The sequence below is a fragment of the Nonomuraea sp. NPDC048892 genome (assembly GCF_040649735.1).
In the GTDB taxonomy this organism is placed as follows: domain Bacteria; phylum Actinomycetota; class Actinomycetes; order Streptosporangiales; family Streptosporangiaceae; genus Nonomuraea; species Nonomuraea maheshkhaliensis.
Genome location: NZ_JBEZFZ010000004.1, coordinates 665,664 through 685,323 on the forward strand (window position 1 = coordinate 665,664; position 19,660 = coordinate 685,323).

At 72.1% G+C, this 19,660-nt stretch carries 18 protein-coding genes; 15 read left to right on the forward strand and 3 right to left on the reverse strand.

Annotated elements, in window-relative coordinates:
* Positions 1–1,044: an aminoglycoside phosphotransferase family protein gene (locus tag AB0C28_RS16725; protein ID WP_358075233.1), complete on the forward strand. Its 1,044-nt coding sequence runs from the start codon at positions 1–3 to the stop codon at positions 1,042–1,044.
* A gap of 97 nt (positions 1,045–1,141) precedes the next feature.
* Here the strand turns inward: AB0C28_RS16725 and AB0C28_RS16730 are convergent, their stop codons facing one another.
* Positions 1,142–1,573, reverse strand: a complete 432-nt coding sequence (locus tag AB0C28_RS16730) for a hypothetical protein (protein WP_357836497.1) — start codon at positions 1,571–1,573, stop codon at positions 1,142–1,144.
* A 358-nt stretch (positions 1,574–1,931) separates the two neighbouring features.
* Here AB0C28_RS16730 and AB0C28_RS16735 point away from each other — a divergent pair, with 358 nt between their 5' ends.
* The 7 genes from AB0C28_RS16735 to AB0C28_RS16765 all read left to right on the forward strand — a co-directional run bounded on the left by AB0C28_RS16735 (position 1,932) and on the right by AB0C28_RS16765 (position 8,670).
* Positions 1,932–2,963, forward strand: coding sequence for a LacI family DNA-binding transcriptional regulator (locus AB0C28_RS16735; RefSeq protein ID WP_357836494.1), 1,032 nt, complete (start codon positions 1,932–1,934; stop codon positions 2,961–2,963).
* A gap of 180 nt (positions 2,964–3,143) precedes the next feature.
* Complete coding sequence (locus AB0C28_RS16740; RefSeq protein WP_358075236.1) at positions 3,144–4,289, forward strand: Gfo/Idh/MocA family oxidoreductase; 1,146 nt, start codon at positions 3,144–3,146, stop codon at positions 4,287–4,289.
* Positions 4,286–5,188, forward strand: coding sequence for a PmoA family protein (locus AB0C28_RS16745; protein WP_358075239.1), 903 nt, complete (start codon positions 4,286–4,288; stop codon positions 5,186–5,188). Before AB0C28_RS16740 ends, AB0C28_RS16745 begins: the two co-directional genes overlap by 4 nt.
* Entirely contained in the window at positions 5,185–5,934 is a 750-nt protein-coding gene (locus AB0C28_RS16750; RefSeq protein ID WP_358075242.1) for a cupin domain-containing protein, read from the forward strand. The genes AB0C28_RS16745 and AB0C28_RS16750 overlap by 4 nt, the downstream gene beginning before the upstream one ends.
* Before the next feature lie 69 nt (positions 5,935–6,003).
* Positions 6,004–7,059 carry a LacI family DNA-binding transcriptional regulator gene (locus AB0C28_RS16755; protein WP_358075245.1) on the forward strand — a complete coding sequence of 352 codons (1,056 nt, stop codon included), beginning with the start codon at positions 6,004–6,006 and terminating at the stop codon, positions 7,057–7,059.
* A 40-nt stretch (positions 7,060–7,099) separates the two neighbouring features.
* Positions 7,100–7,816, forward strand: a complete 717-nt coding sequence (locus tag AB0C28_RS16760) for a class I SAM-dependent methyltransferase (protein WP_358075248.1) — start codon at positions 7,100–7,102, stop codon at positions 7,814–7,816.
* A 167-nt stretch (positions 7,817–7,983) separates the two neighbouring features.
* Positions 7,984–8,670 (forward strand): DUF262 domain-containing protein, encoded by a 687-nt coding sequence (locus AB0C28_RS16765; RefSeq protein ID WP_358075251.1) that lies wholly within the window; start codon positions 7,984–7,986, stop codon positions 8,668–8,670.
* Here the strand turns inward: AB0C28_RS16765 and AB0C28_RS16770 are convergent.
* Complete coding sequence (locus AB0C28_RS16770; RefSeq protein ID WP_358075254.1) at positions 8,587–9,342, reverse strand: transposase family protein; 756 nt, start codon at positions 9,340–9,342, stop codon at positions 8,587–8,589. The genes AB0C28_RS16765 and AB0C28_RS16770 overlap by 84 nt on opposite strands.
* Before the next feature lie 199 nt (positions 9,343–9,541).
* Between AB0C28_RS16770 and AB0C28_RS16775 the strand changes: the two genes are divergently transcribed.
* From AB0C28_RS16775 to AB0C28_RS16805, 7 genes are all read left to right on the forward strand, one after another.
* The gene (locus AB0C28_RS16775) at positions 9,542–10,129 is read left to right on the forward strand and encodes a hypothetical protein (RefSeq protein ID WP_358075257.1); all 588 of its coding nucleotides are present in this window, start codon (positions 9,542–9,544) and stop codon (positions 10,127–10,129) included.
* Positions 10,130–10,221: 92 nt separating this feature from the next.
* Positions 10,222–10,440, forward strand: a complete 219-nt coding sequence (locus AB0C28_RS16780) for a hypothetical protein (RefSeq protein ID WP_358075260.1) — start codon at positions 10,222–10,224, stop codon at positions 10,438–10,440.
* 107 nt (positions 10,441–10,547) lie between these two features.
* Positions 10,548–11,441 (forward strand): HipA domain-containing protein, encoded by an 894-nt coding sequence (locus AB0C28_RS16785; protein WP_358075263.1) that lies wholly within the window; start codon positions 10,548–10,550, stop codon positions 11,439–11,441.
* Between the two features lie 88 nt (positions 11,442–11,529).
* Positions 11,530–12,009 carry a YbaB/EbfC family nucleoid-associated protein gene (locus AB0C28_RS16790; protein WP_357836468.1) on the forward strand — a complete coding sequence of 160 codons (480 nt, stop codon included), beginning with the start codon at positions 11,530–11,532 and terminating at the stop codon, positions 12,007–12,009.
* A 104-nt stretch (positions 12,010–12,113) separates the two neighbouring features.
* A complete protein-coding gene (locus AB0C28_RS16795) occupies positions 12,114–14,291 on the forward strand; it encodes a hypothetical protein (protein ID WP_358075266.1) in 2,178 nt (725 codons plus the stop codon).
* Positions 14,288–15,412, forward strand: coding sequence for a DUF58 domain-containing protein (locus AB0C28_RS16800; protein ID WP_358075268.1), 1,125 nt, complete (start codon positions 14,288–14,290; stop codon positions 15,410–15,412). The genes AB0C28_RS16795 and AB0C28_RS16800 overlap by 4 nt, the downstream gene beginning before the upstream one ends.
* 185 nt (positions 15,413–15,597) lie before the next feature.
* Positions 15,598–17,718: a transglutaminaseTgpA domain-containing protein gene (locus AB0C28_RS16805; protein ID WP_358075271.1), complete on the forward strand. Its 2,121-nt coding sequence runs from the start codon at positions 15,598–15,600 to the stop codon at positions 17,716–17,718.
* 16 nt (positions 17,719–17,734) lie between these two features.
* Here the strand turns inward: AB0C28_RS16805 and AB0C28_RS16810 are convergent, their stop codons facing one another.
* On the reverse strand, positions 17,735–19,630 hold the full coding sequence (locus AB0C28_RS16810) for a protein kinase (RefSeq protein WP_358075274.1): 1,896 nt from the start codon (positions 19,628–19,630) through the stop codon (positions 17,735–17,737).
* Positions 19,631–19,660 lie beyond the last annotated feature (30 nt).

Genomic DNA, 19,660 nt, shown 5'->3' on the forward strand with positions numbered 1-19,660 from the left:
ATGGACCTGATGGCGTGCGCGGGGGCGGCGTTCGGCTGGGATGACGGCGTCGTGGTGTCCGAGGGGCGGCGGGGCGCGCTGGGCCAGGTCTGGCGGGTGGAGACCGGGGCGGCGTCGTACGCGCTGAAGGAGATCTTCGGCGAGCCGCCGGCGGAGGCGCTGGTCGCGGCCGAACTCGCCTTCGCCAGGCGAGCGGCGGCGCACGGGGTGCGGCTCCCGGCGAGCCACCCGAGCCGCGACGGCCGCTACCTGGTGGAGACGCCTGGTGGGACGTGGCTGCGGCTGTACGACTGGATCGACCTGAGCCCGCTCGACCCGGCGGCCCCGGCCACTCCGGAGGACCTGGGAGCGCTGTTCGCCCGGCTGCACCGCTGCGCACCCGCCGTCACCACCGAACCCGACGGCCAGGCCCCTGACCCCTGGTACCACCGCCCGCCCGCTCCCGGCGCATGGGACGAGGCGAGCGAGGCCGGCGCCGCTGAACTGGCGCTCGCCCTCAGCGCGGCGGATGTTCCGTGGGGTGATCGGCTGCGGGAGCGGCTGGCCATGGTGCCCGAGTTGAGTGCCGTGGTCGGCCCGCCCCAGCCGGCCGCCCTGATTCTCTGCCATCGCGACCTGCACCCGGAGAACGTCCTGACCGGCCCAGACGGCGCGCTCGTGGTCGTGGACTGGGACCGCCTCGGCCCCGCCGAACCGGGGCGGGAGCTGGCCATGGCCCTGTTCGACTGGTTCTGCGACCCGGCGCCCGACCTGGACGCCATGCGTCGCATGTACCGGGCCTACCTGCGCGAGGGCGGGCCAGGCCGGATCACCCGCCCGGCCGACTTCTCCATGCTCGTCGCCTCCCGGCTGAACTTCCTGCTGCTCCAGACGCGCATCGCGCTCGACCAGGATGCCGAGCCGCGGCACCGCGCGTGGGCGGAGCGCGAGATCGACGAGGCGCTGCGCATCATGCCGGCCCCCGCCCAGTTGGCCGCCGTACTGGAGGCGCTGGAACAGAGCCGGGGCCCGGCGGACGACCGCCGGGCCCCGGGGCTCGCCTGACCTGGGATCACGCCCGGTAAGCCGGGCCCAAAAGATCCGGCGCAGAAGATCGGGCGCAGAAGATCGGGCGCCGTGGGGCAGGGCCAGGAGATCACGCTCAGTAGATGCGGTGCTTGCTGCCGCAGTGGTCGAACTTGCCGCCCCAGCAGGTGAACGTGTAAACCTTCTTGATCCCCTTGCCGTTCCAGCTGCCGACGGTCTTGTCGTCCCAGGACCGGTTGAACTTGTGCCAGCCGCCGTTCTGGTAGAACTCGAACCAGATCCAGCCCTTCTTGCCACCGCGCTTCTCCACGCCGTACCACTTCGTGTAGACCTTGCCGTGCGACTTCCAGGTCTTGCCGAAGGTGTAGGCCTTGCGGTCGCTGGAGAAGTACTTGCCCCAGTTGCCGAAGTTCGCGGTGCTGCTGACGGTGGCCGCCGCGGAGCCGGCGGCGGCGCTGGTGCTCGCCTGGGCGGTGGCCGGGCCGAGGGCGAGGCCGGTGAGGGCCGTCGAGCCTGCTATGGCGGCGATCGCGAAGAGCTTACGCATGTGGGTGTCCTCCCCTGTCGGTGCTGCCGGGTGGTCCGGCAAACAGGACAGTACGGAGATCCGCGCCGCCCAACTGCGGAGGAATCCACACATCAAGAGTGACCGCCGACACACCTCGGCGCTCGCCCGGCCACCGCTCGACCGGCCACCGCGCGACACGGCCACCGCGCGACACGGCCACCGCGCGACACGGCCACCGCGCGACACGGCCACCGCTCGACCGGCCACCGCGCGACCGACCGCGCCGTGCGGGACGGTTCGGGCGGGTGGCAGGCGCTACGCTGCAGTGCCTATCGCGTGCCGATCGCGTGCCGGTCGGTCGTTTGCCGGTCGTTCCCCTGAGGAGAGGACGCAGCGGATGCCCCACGCGGCCAGGCCCACGGTCACGCTGCACGACGTGGCCGCGGCGGCGGGCGTCTCGGTCGCCACCGCGTCCCGGGTCCTCGGCGGCAGCGCCAGGAAGGTCGCCCCCGAGTTCCAGGCCCGCGTGCTGGCCGCGGCGGCGGCCCTGCGCTACACGGTGGACGCCTCGGCCAGGGCGATGCGCCGGGCCAGCGACTCGATCGCGCTCGTCGCCGACGATCTCACGACCCCGAGCATGGGCCTGGTGGTCGCGGCGATGGAACGCGAGGCCCGCACCGAGGGGGCGTTCGTCACGGTGTCGTCAACGATGGGCGATCCGGAGCGCCAGTCGGAGACCGTCCGCGTGCTCAGGTCGCTGCGCCCGCGCGCCCTCGTGCTCACCTCCAACCGGCTGCTGGCCGCCGCCGCGGAGGACCGGCTGGTGAAGGAGCTGCTCGCGTACGAACGGGAGGGCGGCCGGGTCGCGGTCGTCGGCGAGACGGACCTGACGTTCGACACGATCGTCTTCGACAACGCCGGCGCCGCCCGCGCGATGGGTGCCTTCGTCGGCCGTGCCGGGCACCGGCGGGTGGCGATCTTCGTGGGCGCGGGGGACCGGCGGAACATGAGCGACCGCGCGGCCGGATTCGTGGCGGGCCTGCGTGCGGAAGGCGTCCGTGAGAGCGACATCGAGCTCGTGCCCTGCCGGGCCGACAGGGACGGCGGGTTCGCCGCCGCGCGCGAGCTGGCCGAGGCGGGGATGGACGGCAGGCAGGCGGTGCTCGCCGGCAACGACGCCATCGCGATCGGCGCGATGTCGGCCTTCCGTGCGGCCGGTCTCAGCGTGCCCGAGGACGTCTCGGTGACGGGGATCGACGACATCCCGCTGGCCTCCGACGTGACGCCGCGGCTGACGACGGTGGCGCTGCCGCTGGCGCGGGCGGGGGCCGAGGCGATCCGGTTCGCGGTGGGGGAGCGGGGGCCGGCCAGGCGGCTGGTCCTGGAGGGACGGCTGATCATCAGGGACAGCGTCCGGCCCCGTCCGTGACGCGGGTGTCTTGACGCTCCGGGTCATGGGCGGGCAAACTGCGGAATACGTTTTCCCGTGGCGTACGGAAGAGGTGCGGTCCGACCGGCGGACGCCGGAGCAGGCCGGTCACGTCGTTCGTCCCCGAGCGCCGCGCCGAGATCGACGGCGCCCGGCCCCCACCGAATCGCGAAGGAACACATGTCTGAACGCACGTACCGGGCCGCCATCATCGGCACCGGCGGGATCGCCCACGCGCACGCCAAAGCCGTGCTGGCCTCGGCCGACAGAGCCTCGGACGGGGCCTCGGACGGGGCCTCGGACACTGACGCCGCGCGCGGCCGGGCCGAGCTGGTCGCCGTGGCCGACGTGGACGCCGGGCGGGCGCGCGAGTTCGCCGCCACGTACGGCATCCCGCACGCCTACGCGAGCGCCGAGGAGTTGCTGCGCGAGGAGCGGCTGGACGTCGCGCACCTGTGCACCCCGCCCCAGCAGCACGCCCCGCTGGCCCTGGCCTGCCTGGAGGCCGGGGTGACGGCGCTGGTGGAGAAGCCGCCCACGCTGTCGCTCGCCGAATTCGACACTCTGATCGAGGCGGAGCGGCACTCGGCCGGGCACGTCGCGACCGTCCTGCAGCACCGCTTCGGCGCCGGCGCCGTACGGCTGCGGCGGCTGGCGCAGGCCGGCGAGCTGGGCCGCCCGCTGCTGGCCACGTGCCTGACCCAGTGGTACCGCGACGACGACTACTACGCCGTCCCGTGGCGCGGCACGTGGGAGTCGGAGGGCGGCGGGCCCACGATGGGCCACGGGATCCACCAGTTCGACCTGCTGCTGTCGGTGCTCGGCCCCTGGCGCGAGGTCACCGCCGTGGCCGCCCGCCAGGCCCGCCCGGTGGACACCGAGGACGTGTCGATGGCGCTGGTGACGTTCGAGAGCGGCGCGACGGCGACGGTGGTGAACTCCGTCCTGTCCCCGCGACAGACCTCCGAGCTGCGCTTCGACTTCGAACGCGCCACGGTCGAGGTCGAGCACCTGTACGGCTACACCGACGACGACTGGACCGTCACCACCGCCCCCGGCCACGACGGCGTGAGCTCCCTGTGGAAGGCCGACCCCGGCGGCGGGTCCAGCGGCCACGGCGACTGGTTCACGGCCGTGCTCGACGCGCTCGACCAGGGCCAGGCGCCGCCGGTCACCGCCGCCGACGCCCGCAGGACCATGGAGTTCATCGCCGCCCTGTACGCCTCCGCCTTCACCGGCGAACGCGTACGGGCCGGTCAGATCACCGCAGACAGCCCGTTCGCCCATCGCATGGACGGCACGGGCGCCCCCTGGAGGACCACGTGACGTTGCGGGCCACCCACGAACTCGGCCGGTCGGTCGCCGTCAGCGCCGGCGCCACCGAGCTGTTCACCTACGTCTACCGCCCGGACACGCCGGTGCTGGAGTCGCCCAAGCCGTACCTGCACCCGATCCGCACCCGTGGCGGCGCCCTCGTGTCGCTCTACCGGCCGCACGACCACGTCTGGCACAAGGGCATCGCCTGGTCGCTGCCGCACGTGGGGGAGCACAACTTCTGGGGCGGGCCCACGTACACCGACGGCCGGTACGTCCAGCGCGACAACAACGGCAGCGCCGTCCACCGCGAGATGACCACGCTGGCGGCCACCGGCGACCGGGTCGAGCTCGGCCACACGCTCGACTGGACCGCGCAGAGCGGCGATCCGGTCATCGAGGAGCGGCGCTCGCTCGCCGCTACCCTGATCGACGACGCGACCTGGGCGCTGGTCTTCGAGACGGCCATGACGAACGTGTCCGGCGCCACGATCGACTTCGGCTCGCCGACCACCAAGGGCAGGGAGAACGCCGGCTACGGCGGCCTGTTCTGGCGCGGCCCGCGATCGTTCACCGACGGCGTCATCCAGTCGCCCGATGGGGCGGGCGGCGACGAGCTGCGCGGCCGGCGCGCCGAGTGGTTCGGCTTCCGCGGCCGGCACGACGAGAGCGGCGACCACTCCACCGTCGTCATGGTGGACGACACGGCCAATCCGCGGCATCCGCCGCAGTGGTTCGCCCGCACCGAGAACTTCGCCTGCCTCAACCCCGCGCCGTTCTTCAGCGAGGAGGTGCCGCTGGCGGACGGGGAGACGCTCGGCTTCCGGTACGCGGTCGTCATCGCCGACGGGGACCGGGGCGAGTCCGGCACGGCCCTGCTGGCCGAGCACGGAAGGAACGCGTTGCGATGACCTCTCCCGACGCCTCCTCCCCAGAAGCGTCCAGCCATGGGGCCTTTCCCGGCGGCACCTCGATCAGCCGGCTGACGGTCTATTCAGGCTGGGCGTGCGCCGACGGGCTGGAAGGCGGGACCCCGCACCTGCACACGGCCTCGACGGAGGCGTACGTGGTGATCGCGGGCCACGGCGCGCTGCAGACGCTGGACGCGCACGGCCTCAGGGAGACCGCGCTGAGCGCGGGCTCGACCGTGTGGTTCACGCCCGGCACCATCCACCGGGCCGTCAACCACGGCGGCCTGGAGGTGGTGGTCGTCATGTCGAACGCCGGCCTGCCCGAGGCCGGCGACGCGGTCATGACGTTCCCGCCCGAGATCGTGGCGGACCCCGAGCGCTACCGCGAGGCCGCGACCCTGCCCGCCGACGGCGTCGAGGAAGCGGTACGGCGGCGCAGGGACCTGGCGGTGGAGGGCTTCCACCGCCTCACCGAGGGCGGCCCCGAGGCGCTGCGCACCTTCTACGACAGCGCGATCGCCCTGGTCAGGCCCAAGGCCGCGGCCTGGCGGAAGATCTGGGAGAGCACGGTCGCGGCGGAGACCGGTCGCACGGCCGCGGTCCTGGACGCCCTGGAACGCGGCGACGGCGCGCACCTCATGGAGTCGGCACTGATGGAGAGCCCGCCGGACGAGCGGTGGGGGATGTGCGGCAACCTGCGCGCCCACGACGTCGCCCACCCCATCGTGCGCACACCGTCCCCTTGACCCCCTTGACCCCCTTTGACGAACGAGACCACCGCGACCGGGAGCGAACCCCCTGACGGCGGTGACAGGATGACCGCCATGGAAGAGCCGCCGCCTCCTGCAACCCCGGTAGGTGCGGCGACCCTGCATGACGTCGCCAGGGAGGCGGGCGTCTCCATCGCCACCGCCTCCCGCGCACTCAACGGCAGCGCGCGCAACGTCAGGGCGGAGAACGTCGCCCGGGTACGCGCGGCGGCCGCCAAGCTCGACTACGAGCCGCACCTGTCGGCCCAGGCCATCGCCAAGGGCTCGACCAGGACCGTCGCGCTGGTGGTCCGCGACGTCGCCGACCCCTACTTCTCCTCCATCGCGGCCGGCGTCACCCAGGCCGCGACGGAGGCCGGCCTCATCGTCACCATGGCGGTGGCCGACGGCTCGCCGGAACGCGAGCTGGAGATCGTCAGAACCCTGCGCGGTCAGCGCCCGCGCATCATCATCGTCACCGGCAGCCGCATCGAGGGGACCGCCACCAGGGACGCGCTCATCGAGGAGCTGACCCAGTACCGTACGGCAGGCGGGCGGGTGGTGCTGATCAGCCAGCGGGACCTGCCGTTCGGCACCGTCACCATCGACGACCGGGGCGGCTCGGCCACGCTCGCCCGCGCGCTGCTCGCCCGCGGCTACCGCCGCTTCGCCGTCTTCCACGCCACGCCGTCGCTGCGCACGTCCCGAGACCGGCACGAGGGCTTCCTGTCCGGTCTGTACGGGTCCGGCGCGCCCGCGCCGCTGGCGTTCGAGACCGGCTTCACCCGCGACGGCGGTTACGAGGCGGCGCGGCGGCTGGTGGAGCGGGGGGCCGGGGACGTGGAGGCGGTGTTCGCGGTCAACGACGTGATGGCGATCGGCGCGATGACCGCCTTCCGCGAGGCCGGCGTGCTCCCGGGACGGGACATCGGGGTGGCCGGGTTCGACGACATCGGCCCCGCGGTGGACGTCGTGCCGGCGCTCACATCGGTGGCCGTGCCGCTGCGGGAGGCCGGCCTGAACGCGATGCGCCTGGCCCTCTCGGCCGACACGACCGCCCACCTCCCCCTCCCGGCCCAGGTGACCCTCCGCGCCAGCACACCCCAGAAGCGTGCGTCATAACCGGATGCGCGGTACCGGATCCACCGGGCATGATCACGCCATGGGCTACGAGGCACTGATCGACGAGGCGCTGACCACGCCGTTCGAAGGCTGGGACTTCTCCGTCTTCGGCGACCGCGTCACCTGCGACGGCACCCTGCCATGGGACTACGAGCGCCTGGCCCGCGATCATCTGGCCCGCTCCTCCGCCCTCCTCGACCTGGGAACGGGAGGCGGCGAGTTCCTGTCCTCCCTGACCCCGCTCCCACCCCGCACCGCGGCAACGGAGGCCCACCCGCCCAACCTCCCCCTAGCCCGCGCCCGCCTGGAGACCCTGGGCGTCGAGGTCGCCGAGGACACCCGCTCGTTCCCCGACGCCTCCTTCGACCTGATCATCAACCGGCACGAGTCGTACGACCCCCACGAACTGCACCGCCTCCTGACCCCAGGCGGCACGTTCCTCACCCAGCAGGTCGGGGGCCGCGACCTGGAAGAGATCAACACGACCCTCGCCGCCCCACCCCACGAGGACCGCTCCTGGAACCTCGACCAGGCGTCCACCGACCTGAACGTCACTTGGAGCCGGGAGGGCACGTTCACCACGACGTTCCACGACATCGGCGCCCTCGTCCTGTTCCTGCGCGTCATCTCATGGCAGGTGCCCGACTTCGACATTCACACGTACGAGCCCAGACTCCGCGCCCTGCACGAGTCCATGCGACACGGCCACCCCCTCCGAGCCACAGCCCACCGCTTCGCCCTGCTGGCCACCCGCTGACGGCTCACGTACTCGTAAGATCAACGCCGCACGTGCCGACGGCGCGGGCGGCCACGGGCGAGACGCAGCGGAGATCCGCGGCGAAAAGCCATAAGGTAGGAGCGAGGGGAGGCCGTGGTGGCTGCAGTGACTCGGCCGAAGGTCGACAGCATTTCGCTGAAGAATTGGTGGAGCTCACCCTCAAGGGCCACATTCGGGTGCCCTCGTTCCAGCGCTCTTATCGGTGGGAACGCAATGATGTGACGCAGTTGTTCGACAGCATTCTGCGTGGTTACCCGATCGGAAACGTGCTCGTCTGGCAGCGGCCCGCTCCGGCCGGAACGGTGGAGATCGGTCATCTGCGGATCGAGGCGGAAGCGGTCGGGGACGCCTTCTGGGTCGTGGACGGTCAGCAACGCATCACCAGTCTGGTGGGTGCTTTGACGGCCGGCGACGACACCGTGGATCCTCGTTTCCGCGTCTATTTCGACTTGGCACGCGAAGTTTTCGTCTCGCTGCCGCGCCGTCACCAACCGGGCGACGACCAGCTCCCCATGTCCCTCGTTCTCGACACGGCCGGCACCAACGCGTGGATCCGCGCCCGCAGCCATTTGAGCGATGGTCAGATCGCGCTGGCCGACCAAGTGGTGGCCGCGATTCGCGACTACAAGATTCCGATGTACGTCGTCACAGGTGAGGACGACCATTCCCTGCGGGACATCTTCGACCGCATGAACACCTTCGGAAAACCGCTGAAAAGCGCGGAGGTGTTCAATGACCCTTTTTCATCCTCAGGCGGCTTGGGCAACGCGGTGGTTCTGAAGGACGGCGATGGCCTTGCAGAGGTGGCCGGCCTTGGAAGGGCTGCAGCGTAGCTTGCGGAGGATCTTCCAGCTCTTCAGCTGGGCGTTGGCGCGTTCGCCGGGGCCGCGGTTGGCCTGCTTCTGGGATGCTGGTTTGTTCTTGCCCTTGTACGGGGTGCGGACCGGGCCTTCGGCTCCCTGATACGCCTTGTCGGCCAGGGTGATGATGCCGGCCTGCTCCAAGGCGCGCAGGATGCCCCAGATGCGGGCGGCGCTCAGGTCGTGCGCTTTGCCGGGCAGCGCTCCGGAGGTCCACAGGATCGTCCCGCCCGGTGAGGCGATGACCTGAACGTTCATCCCATGCACGCGGTGCTTGCCGGAGAAGTACGGCCGGTCGGCCCTGACCCGGTCGATGTGGATCAGCGTGCCGTCCAGCACCAGGTAGTGCAGCCCGTCCCGCTTTGCCTTGCGCAGCGCCTGGCCGAGCTTGGGTGAGCGCGCCGACAGCAGTGCCACCGTCTCCTCCACGTACCGCCATGCGGTCGCCGTCGACACCCCGAAACCGGCTCCGAGTTCGGTGAACGTCTCGCCCTTGCGCAGGTAGACCAGCACGAGCAGCGCCTGCTGCCCTGGGTTGAGCAGCCGCCAGGCCGATCCGATCGCCTTACGGTGCCGGCGGATCACCCCGGCGACGTAGTTCAGCGTTGAACGCGACAAATCGACGGCGGCACGATAGAAAAGCATCCGGAGCCCCTGGTTGTGATGGATCTGGTTGTGGTGATCAATCCATCTACCAGGGGTTTCTTACGTCGTCAGGCGAACATCAGACTCGCGATCATGCTGTGACCAGCAGCCCGCCGCCAGGGGATGAAAAAGCTTCAATGCACTGCATTCGATCACCGGCGACCAGAAACCCGGGGATCTGCGGACGTTGAGCGCGAGCGTGCGCACCTTCGGTTTCGGTGAGTTGTCGGAACAGGTTCTCATGCAGAGCCTGCTGGCCATCCGTGACCCGAAAGTCGATCGGGATTTCCGCAACGAGTTCGCCGACGACGACGATCGCCATCAGGCGTTCGTCCGCACGGAGGCGGCTCTGGGACACGTCATCGACTATTTGCGGGACGAAGCCGGCATTCCCCATGTGAAGCTCGTTCCCTATGCTCTGTACATCCCGGTGCTGGCCCGGTTCATGGCGGTTCTGGGGCCGCCGCAGGGACGCGCGGCCGAGCTGCTCCGGCGCTGGATCTGGCGAGGTGCGGTGCTCGGGGTCGCGCCCCAGGGGAACACGGTCGGTTTGCGGCAAGGAGCGGCCGCCGTGCACACGGATCCGCTCAAGAGCGCGCAGCGACTGCTCGAACTCCTGCCTCCGCCTGGCCAGTGGAAGCCGGACATCTCGCAGATCCCGCTGAATCGGGCTCAGGCGAAGGTCAACATTCTCGGCCTGCTGTCGCTGGCTCCGAGACATCTTTCGCACGACCGGTTCGGTGAGCCGATCGACGCTGCTCAGTTGCTCGAATCAGGGGGCCGCTGACGCCCGTTCTCGATGACAGGAGTGTGCTCGGCAGAGGGCTGGCGAACCGTCTGATTCAGCCGCCTGGAGAGGTGGACATCGCTAGGCTCCTGGTGGAGAAGGACCTGGACGAACGCGTGCTGGCCAGTCACTGCCTGGACGCCGAGTTGGTTCGGCTGCTGCGGCAAGGGCGAGCGGATGATTTTCTGAAACGACGCGCCGCGGAGGTCGAGGCGATCATTCACGATCACGTCCAGAGCCGTGCGCTGTTCGGTTTCCGCGACGGACCTGATGTGGCCGCGTTGTTCGATGAAGGTGAAGAGCTTGACTGACGAGGCGACGGCGGGGGTCCATCTCGGGACGCGAGCTCGGCCGATCGAGCCCGCACGACTTCCAGGTTCTCCTGTACCTCGGGGAGGACCTGCCGGGAAACGTCCGGGTGGCGCTGGAATCCGACACTCCCGTGATCCCGGAGTCGGCCGTCGAGCCGCATGATGACGGCCTGGGGACGGTACGGTTCTCCCTGGCCGGGGTGCAGGCGAAGTTCTCCATGCGGTGGGAGGGCAAAGGCCTGGTCCTGCCGATGTCGGGCCAAGGCGGCGACTGGATCGTCAAGCTCCCCGACCGGCGCTTTCCCGAGGTTCCCGCGAACGAGCACGCGATGTTGACCTGGGCCAAGCTCGTCGGGATCGGCGTGCCGGAGATCCGGCTCATCGAAGGAACGCATCTGACCGGGTTGCCCGACGGCCTCGTCCGTCCCGATGAGATGGTGTTCGCGGTGCGGCGCTTCGACCGGCTCGCCGGAGGGCGGGTGCATCAGGAGGACTTCGCGCAGGTCAGAGAGGTCGCTGTCGCGTCGAAGTACGAGAAGGCGACGTACGCCGGCCTCGCCCGGGTCATCAACGCGGTCTGTCCGCAGGACATGACCGAATACCTGCGCCGGCTGGCCGCGATCGTGGTCATGGGCAACCTCGACGCTCATCTCAAGAACTGGACGCTGCGATATCCGGACGGCGTGAACGCGCGCCTCTCCCCGGCCTACGATTTCGTCTCCGTATCCTCGTACGACGACTTCCGCGCCGAGGAACTGGCGTTCCCGGTGAACGGCGGCAAGGTGGCCGGGCTCATCACGCTCGACAACTTCCGGAGCTTCGCCCGGCGCGCCCATCTCGAAGCCGATCAGGTGACCGAGGTGGTCCGTGACACCGTGGCGGCGATGGTCGACACCTGGCCACAGGTCAGGGCGGAGCCGACCATCCCCTCCTTCGTGGCCGCGCACGTCGAGCAGCGGCTGAGGTCGCTGCCCCTGATCGCTGACGTACGCGGTCACTGAGCACGGCCGATACCAGCCGCCCGCTTCGACTTTTTTCGAAGTGAGGTGTTTGCCCCTTACTCTCCCCGGAGGAGAGCCGGGAGGTAGGGTGAGCGGATTTCAGCCGGAAGACCTGGGACGGATCACCGCGCGGGCCGAGGAGATGCTGGCTCACGTCGAGCAGCTCAAGGACGAGCTGGACGTGGTCGTCGGACGGGGTGAGGCGGCGGACGGGCAGGTGCGGGTGACGGCCGGGGCCTCGGGGCGGCTCATCGACGTCGTACTCTCGCCGCGTGTCCTGAGCATGGACAGCAGGAAGCTGGCCGAGGCGGTGTTGCGGGCGGCGCAGGAGGCTCAGGACGAGGTGGCCGGGAAGGTGGACGAGATCATGGCCGGTGGGTCCCCGGGGCCCGAGACTGTGGTGGATGACGAGGCGCGCTTCGCCGTCATGCTGGAGGCCTTCGAGGCGTCGATGGCCGAGCGGCTCCTGACGGCTGAAGGGCTCCCGACCGCTGAGCGGTTCCCGAACGGCGAGCGGTTTCCGAAGGCTGATGACCAGCGCCCAGATGAGCGCCGGGACGGTCGCTGAGCCGGATATTTCTAGGTTATTTGAAGGAACATCGGGACCCGGGTGACCCGCCCTAGTGTGTCCGCGGACGCGTATACGCATGGGATCTCGCGGGATGTGAATCGGTGGCCTTTCGGTGGCGGAGCGCGGCGGGGCGGCGGGCGGCGGGGATCGTCGCGGGCGTGCTGACAGCCGTGCTGGTCGGAGCCGGCCTGTTCCTGGGCACGGGCGTCTCCAGCGCGCGCCCCAAGCTCGCCGACGTCGGCGCCTGGCTGGCCAGCGCGCTCAACGGCGAGGTGGTGCACGCCAACGGCCTGTCCGGGCAGGTGGACGGCCGGGTGGACCTGGCCTCCGCCGGCGGTCAGGCGCTCACGGTCGTGCAGGACGGCGACAACGTGCTCGTCGTCGACGAGTCCACCGGCAAGGTCAGCCGCATCGACCCCACCCAGCTGGAGGTGGCGCAGACCGGCACGATCGGCGCGGGCGGCATGCAGATCGTGATGGGCGCGGGCAAGGCGTACGGGATCGACCCGCGCGGCGGCACCGTGCAGCAGCTCGACCCGCTGACCGTGGACACGATCGGCGCCCCGATCACGCTCAAGCCGCCGCTCGGGCAGGCGGGAATCGACAAGAGCGGCACGCTCTGGGTGCCCGTGCCGGAGGAGGGCACGCTCGTCCAGGTGGCCGGCGCGCAGAAGGGCAAGGCGGTCACGGTCGGCGAGCCCGGCGACCCGCTCACGCTGACGATCGCGAACGGCGTCCCCCTGGTCACCAACTCCGCCGCCGCCAGCGCCATGGTGATCGGCGCGACCGGCACCCGGCTGCAGGTGAGCCTGCCCAGCACGGTCACCGAGGCCGGCGGCGCGGGGCTGCGGGTGCCCGCCGTGGCCGAGAGCCAGGTGGTGCCGATCCTGGCGCCCAAGCAGGGCGCGCTCGTCCTCGTCGACACCGCCAGCGGCGCGCTGACGACGGTCTCGGTGAAGGGCGGCAAGCTCGGCGCGCCGCAGGCGCTCGGGCGGCGCGTCTACATCGCCGACGAGAGCACGGGCAAGCTCATCGTGTACGACACCGTGGCCAAACGGTTCGAGGCCGACAAGGTGGTCACCGGCAAGGCCGGGCCGCTGGAGGTGTTCGTCAAGGACGGGCTGCTCTGGGTCAACGACCAGTTCAGCGAGACCGCCCTGGTCATCGAGCAGGACGGCAGAGGCCACCGGGTCGGCAAGTACGACGAGGCGCTCGGTCAGAAGGACACCCCGACACCGCTGCCCGTGCCCACCAGCGTGCCCACGGTGGTGCGGCCGACGACCGTGCCGACCCGCACGACCAGGCAGCCGACCTCCGTGCCGACGTCCGTACCGACTCAGACGTCCGTACCCACACAGACGAAGACCGCCGTGCCCACCGTCACCGTCACCGCGACCCCTACTCAGACCCCCACCCAGAGCCCCACGCCCAAGCAGACACCGACCCCGACCCCGACCGTCACCCCCGACCCGCCGGGCACGGTCACCGCGAACTCCGGGCCCGGGTGGATGGAGATCGTCTTCACGCCGTCGGGCAAGGGCGACGTCACCGGCTACACGCTCAAGGGTGCGCCCGGCGGGGCCGACGTCAGCCCGAACCGGGTCCAGGCCGACGGCCCGTTCCAGTTCCGGGTGACGGGAGGCGGCTGCGGCCAGGAGTACACGTTCCGCGTCGTCGCCCAGTACGCCGGCGGCGAGGTGGAATCGGCCCCTTCCATCCCGGTACGTCCCTGCGTCGCCCCCGGCAGCCCGGCCGGCTTCACCGCCAAGGGCAAGAACCACGGCGCCGACCTCACCTGGTCGCCGCCCGAGAACGCCAAGGACGGCGTCACGTACCTCCTGGACGGCCCCGGCACCCACCCGGCAGCCCCCGACGGGACGAGCGCGGAGGTGACCGGACTGAAGAACGGCCAGTCCTACACCTGGACGCTGCGCGCCAAGAACGAGGCCGGCGAGAGCCAGGACCGCGCGGAGGCCACTGCCGAGCTGCGCCCGCCGTCCGCCCAGTTCAGGAACGCCAACAACGACCACCGCGACACGCTCATCCGCTCGGGGCCGAGCGCGGGCGCCGAGGCAGGCCGGATCCCGAAGGGCGCGTACATCACGATGACCGTGCTCTGCCAGCAGAAGGGCGCCGGCTTCACCGACACCGACACGGGCATGAGCAGCGACGTCTGGAACAAGGTCGAATCCGCCAACGGCAACGGCTGGCTCAACGACGTGCTCATGGACACCCCGAAGGGGGGCTTCCCCGCGGCCCCGCTCTGGGAGTGTGAATGATCACGAGGGCGGGGTGGGGCCTGGCGGCCTTTTCGGTGCTCGTGTACGCGGCGGGGGCGCCGTTCGGGTACGCCCAGGCGGCGGTGCTGGCCGTGGCCGGGCTCGCCGCCGTGGGGGCCGGCGCCCTGTGGACGCTCATGGGGGCGTCGCTTGAGGTGCGGCGCGAGGTGACGCCCGTGAAGGTGACGCGCGGGGAGCCGGCCATCGCCGTGCTGCACGTGCGCAACGCCGGCCGATGGCGGCGCTCGGGGCTGGTCGCCAGGGACACGTGCCGGGACACGACCGTGACCGTCGAGGTGCCCGCGCTGGCCGGGAACACGGCGCGGACGGTGTCGTACCGGCTGCCCACGCGCCGCAGAGGAGAGACGCCGGTGGGGCCGCTGCTGCTGGACCGGGGCGACCCGTTCGGGCTCGCGCGCCGCTCGGTCGCGTACGGGCGGGCCGACCTGCTCCTCGTCCGGCCCCGCACCGTCCCGCTGCCGCCGCTGCGCGCGGGGCGGCAGCGGCACCTCGACGGGCTGGCGTCGCGCTCGGCGCCGGCCGGGACGAGCAGCTTCAACGGGCTGCGCGAGTACGTCATCGGCGACGACCTGCGTCACGTCCACTGGCGGTCCACCGCCAGGACCGGGATTCTCATGGTCAAGGAGCTGACCGACGTCAACCTGCCGGCCACCGTCACCGTTCTCGACACCCGGACCTCGTCGTACGAGGGCGACGACGAGTTCGAGCTGGCCGTCGACGTGGCGGCGTCGGCGGCCTGCGCGGTGACGCGTGACCGGTTCCCGGTGCGGGTGTTCACGGGGGCCGGGGAGCTGGTGCACGTCAGGGGCGGGGCGGGGGAGGACGAGGAGGTGCTCGACCGGCTGGCGCTGGTGGAGCTTTCCGACGCGGCCGAGCCGCCCGCCCGGGCGCTCAGGCAGGCGGGGGCCGGTGGGGCGCTGGTACTGGTCAGCGGCACGTACGCGGCTCTGGCGGGGGCGGCGGCGGTGCGGCGGCGGTTCGACCAGGTGGTGTTCGTCCGGGTGGGGGCGGCGTCGCCGGGCGGGGTGCCGCAGGCGGCGGGGGTCACGGTGATCGAGGTGGGGGATCTCGGGGAGCTGGCCGCGTTATGGCCACGCTGACCACCCCACCGGGCAGCGGCCCCGCCGACCCGCCTGCCCCCGGCCCGCACCCCGCCGTTCCTGGCCCGCACCCCAGCGGCCCCGGTCCTCGCGCCGGTGCGGCCGGTTCTCGCGATGGTGCCGGGGCGGAGGAGGGGCCGGCCAGGGACTCGGGGCCTTCAGGGGCGGGGCCGGGGCGGCGGCGAGTGGCTTCCGTCGTGGTGGTCGCGTTGCTGGTGGCGGCGGCCGGGCTGGCGTTCGACGGGGTGTTCCCGATGGACGCGTTGCTGCCCGTGGTGGCGGTGGCGGCCGGGGTGCCGTGCGTGCTGTCGCTGCTGGTCTCCGGGCGGTTGCCGCTCTGGGGTGTCGTCCCTGTACAGGCGCTGGCCTGGCTGACGGCGGTGTCGGCCACGTTGTTCAGGGAAGAGGCGTGGCTCGGGTTCCTGCCCGGCCCGGCCGCCGTCCGTACGGCGCTGACCGGCGTGCGTGAGGCGGGCGGCTGGCTGCTGACCACCATTCTGCCCGCCGCGCCGGGCAGCACCGCGATCGTGCTGGTCAGCTTCCTGGTCTGGGCCGCCACCGCCGCCGGGGCCGAGCTGGCGCTGCGCTCGCGGGCCGTGCTGCTGCCCGCCGTGGCCGGCCTGCCCGTGCTGGGCGTCGCGGTCGTGCTCGGGGTCGCGGGGGCGGGCTCCGTGGTGCCGTACGCGGCCGGGTTCGCGGGGCTGGCGCTGCTGCTCGCGCTGGTCAGGTCGAGCAGGTCGGCGGGGACGATCGCGGCGGGCATGCCGCTGCTGGCCGGGCTGGTGCTGGTGGCCGCCGTCGCCGGTCCCGTGCTGCCCATGGCCGGGCGGCCGTACGACGTGCGCGAGCTGGTCGAGCAGCCGCCGCCCCGCCCGATCCGCGGGGTCAGCGCGCTCGACCAGGTGTCGGCGTGGCTGCAGAACCCCCAGCGCGAGCTGTTCACGGTCAGCACGACCTCCGAGGCGAACCTTCGGCTGGCCGTCCTGGACACCTTCGACGGGGTGAGCTGGACGTCGAACGCCGGCTTCGTCCCCACCGGCGGCCGGGTGCCCGGGCAGCCGGGCGAGCGTGACAGCGTCGTGCAGCGGTTCACCGTCCAGAAGCTGCCGGGGCCGTGGCTGCCCGCCGCCGACCGGCCGCTGCTGGCCACGGGGCCCGGCATCATGGTCGACCCCGCCACCGGCATGCTGGCCGGCACGCAGACGCGCGAAGGGCTGACGTACCAGGTGACCTCGGGGATCCGCCGGTTCACGACGGAGGAGCTGCGCGGGGCGACCCCGGCCGACGACCCGGCCGCCCGCGCCCTGCCGGACGGGCCCGACGGCCGCACGCCGCCGCAGCGGGCTCGGCTCGGGCGCATCGCCCGCCGCGCCACCGAGGGGGCGCGCAGCCCGACGCAGCAGGCCGCCAAGCTGGCGGCCTACCTGCGCAAGCTCGCCGTGAACGACGTCAACGCGCCGCCGGGGCACTCGTATCGCAGCGTCGAGTTCTTCCTGACGGAGTCGAAGAGGGGGACGACCGAGCAGTTCGCGGCGTCGTTCGCGTTGCTGGCGCGCTCGATCGGGCTGCCCAGCCGGATCGTCGTCGGGTTCCGTCCCGGGCGCGTGGAGGGGCGGGGCGGTGGCGTGCGGCAGGTGCGGGGTGGTGACGTGCTGGCCTGGGCCGAGGTGGAGTTCAAGGGGATCGGGTGGGTGCCGTTCTATCCGACGCCCTCGCGTACGCGCGCCGGCGAGGGTGGCGACGTGGCCGAGGGGGCTCCCAAGCAGGCCAAGGAGATCGAGCAGGCCATCAACAGCGACTCCTCCCAGCCCAAACCGTACAAAACGCCCACTGGTCGGGTGGGTCAGCAGCAGCGACCCGCCCCGGATGGGACGCCCTGGACCCTCGTATGGGCGGTTCCTGCCGTCCTGCTGGCGTTCTACCTGCTCGCGGCGGGCGTGGTGCCGTTCGTCCGCAGGACGCGCCGCCGTCGGCGGGGCGCCTCGGCCGCAGTCCGGGTGATGGGGGCGTGGCGGGAGACGGTGAGCCGCATGCGCGCGGCCGGGATCCCCGTCGCCTCGGGGACGCTGACCGCCGGGGAGGTGGCGTGCCTGGCGGAGGAGACGCTCGGGCCCGGCGCGCGAGAGCCGCTGACCGCCCTCGCCGACCTGGCGAACCTGGCCGCCTTCGGCGGGGCGCCCGTGGACGGGGCTGACGCTGAGCTGGCCTGGCGGCACCACGCCACGGTGGACGCGCTGGTCAGAAGACGCGCAGGGGTGGGGCGGAGGTTCGTCAGACGGTTGTCGCCGGTGTCACTGTTCGGCTGACGACCTGACTTGGTGGCTATTCGGTCGGTGCCGGGGGTGGGGTGGCCAAGGGGAGCACGAGCGGGGGCTGGACCTGGTTGTCGTCCCGGGTGCCCGTCTCCGCCGCGCCCCGGATGCACAGCGGGGACGACCAGGCCACCGACGACGGGCGGCCCAGGGTGACCACGCTGCCGACCTTGAAGCAGTAGCCGAGGGACGGGTCCAGGCCGCCGACGGTGTAGGTGCTGCCGCCGGCGGTCGCCGACATCAGGCGGTCGCCGGGGGACTGCTGGATGATCATGGGGTAGCCGTTCTTGCGCACGGCCTTCCAGGCCAGCGTCACCGTGGTGCCGCTGTCGGTGACCAGTTTGAGGCTCTTGGGACGGTACGTGGCGACCGTGGCCGGGTCGGCGCTCCGTCGCACGGCTGGCGGGGACGGCGTTCCAGAGTCACCCGGCTCCTGGTCCCGCAGCTTTTGCGGCGGCTGCCGGTCGGCGCGGGGCGGCGCGACGCTGGTGGAGGAGTTCGGGGGTGCGACCGTGGAGGCGTCTGGTGGTGCGAGGCTGATGGAGCCGTCCGGTGGGGTGGCGGCGCCGGTGGGCTCCGTGGTCGTGGCCTGCTGTCGCGCGGTCGTGGTTCCGGTGCCGCCGCTCATCGCCAGGGCGACGCTGCCCGCGCCCACCAGCACCGCCAGCACCGCCACCCCCGCCATGACCAGCGGCACCTTACGGTCCCGGCTGCCCGGCCCGGGGGTCGCGAGCGCGTGCGGCGGCGCGGTGACCTCAGGAGGCGGCGGCAGGAACGGCTGCGGTCCGGCCGGCGGCCTGACCCGCGAGCGATCCGGGTCCACCGTCCACACCAGCTCCCGCGGCCCCGACCGCTCCTGACCACTGAGGGATGAGCCGGTGGTGCCGGCCGCTGCGCCCTCGGCCGACGGCGTCGCGAGCCGTGCGGTGGGTGCTTGGCCGGGGCGTGCCTTGGGGACGCGGACGGTGGGATCGTGATCCACCTCGCCGTCTCGGAGACCTAAGCCGACCTGCTGCCCCATCCCGCCGGTTCCGCTCGTGGGGCCGGGAGTGGGGTGGGGGAGGGCGGGGTGGCTGGTTTCGCTGGGCGAAGCCGGGGACGGGTGGCCGTGGGGGGTGGCGGCGGTGATGAGGGCGGTGGCCGGGGGGCGGGTCGCCGGGTCTTTGGACATTGCCGCGAGCAGGACGCTGGCCAGGTCAGACGGTACCGAGGCGGGCAGCGGGGGCGGCTCCTCGGTCAGGACGCCGAGTGCGAACCTGGCCGTGCTCCCCGGCCCGTCCAGCGCGAACGCGGGCCGGCCCGCCAGCAGCTCGTACGTCATCGACGCCAGCGCGTACACGTCGGAAGCGGGCACCGGTGGACGTCCTTCGAGCTCCTCCGGCGCGGCGTGCACCGAGGGCAGTGTCCCGTCCGGCAGCTCCACGATCGACGTCAGCGCCGACATGGCGTACCCCGTCAGCACCACTCCGCCGCCGGTCATGACGACGTTCTCCGGCTTGACCCGCCCGTGCACCCCGCCCGCCGCGTGCGTGGCCGCGATCGCGCGCGCCACCGACCGCAGCAGCCCCATGGCCTGCTCCAGCGGCAGGGGCAGGCCGCGGCCCGGCCGTTCGGCGAGCGTGAGCCCTTCGTGCGGGGGCGTCACCAGGTACGGCCGCCCGTCCCCCGTAGCCCCCACCTGCAGCACCGGGACCACCGAGCCGAGCGCCGCCAGCTCTTCGGGGAAGCCGAAGCCGCGCACGATCCGTTTCAGCGCCCGCTTGTCCACCCGGTGGCACGCGAGCGTCTTGACCAGCACCTCCGCGCCCGTCGCCTCGGCCCGCGCCAGGTACGTGGTCCAGGGCCCGTCCTGCCCGGCCCGCTCCAGCAGCCGGTAACCGCGCACCCGCTCGGCGATCACGCTCATGCGACCACCCACACGTTGCCAGGTCTACGC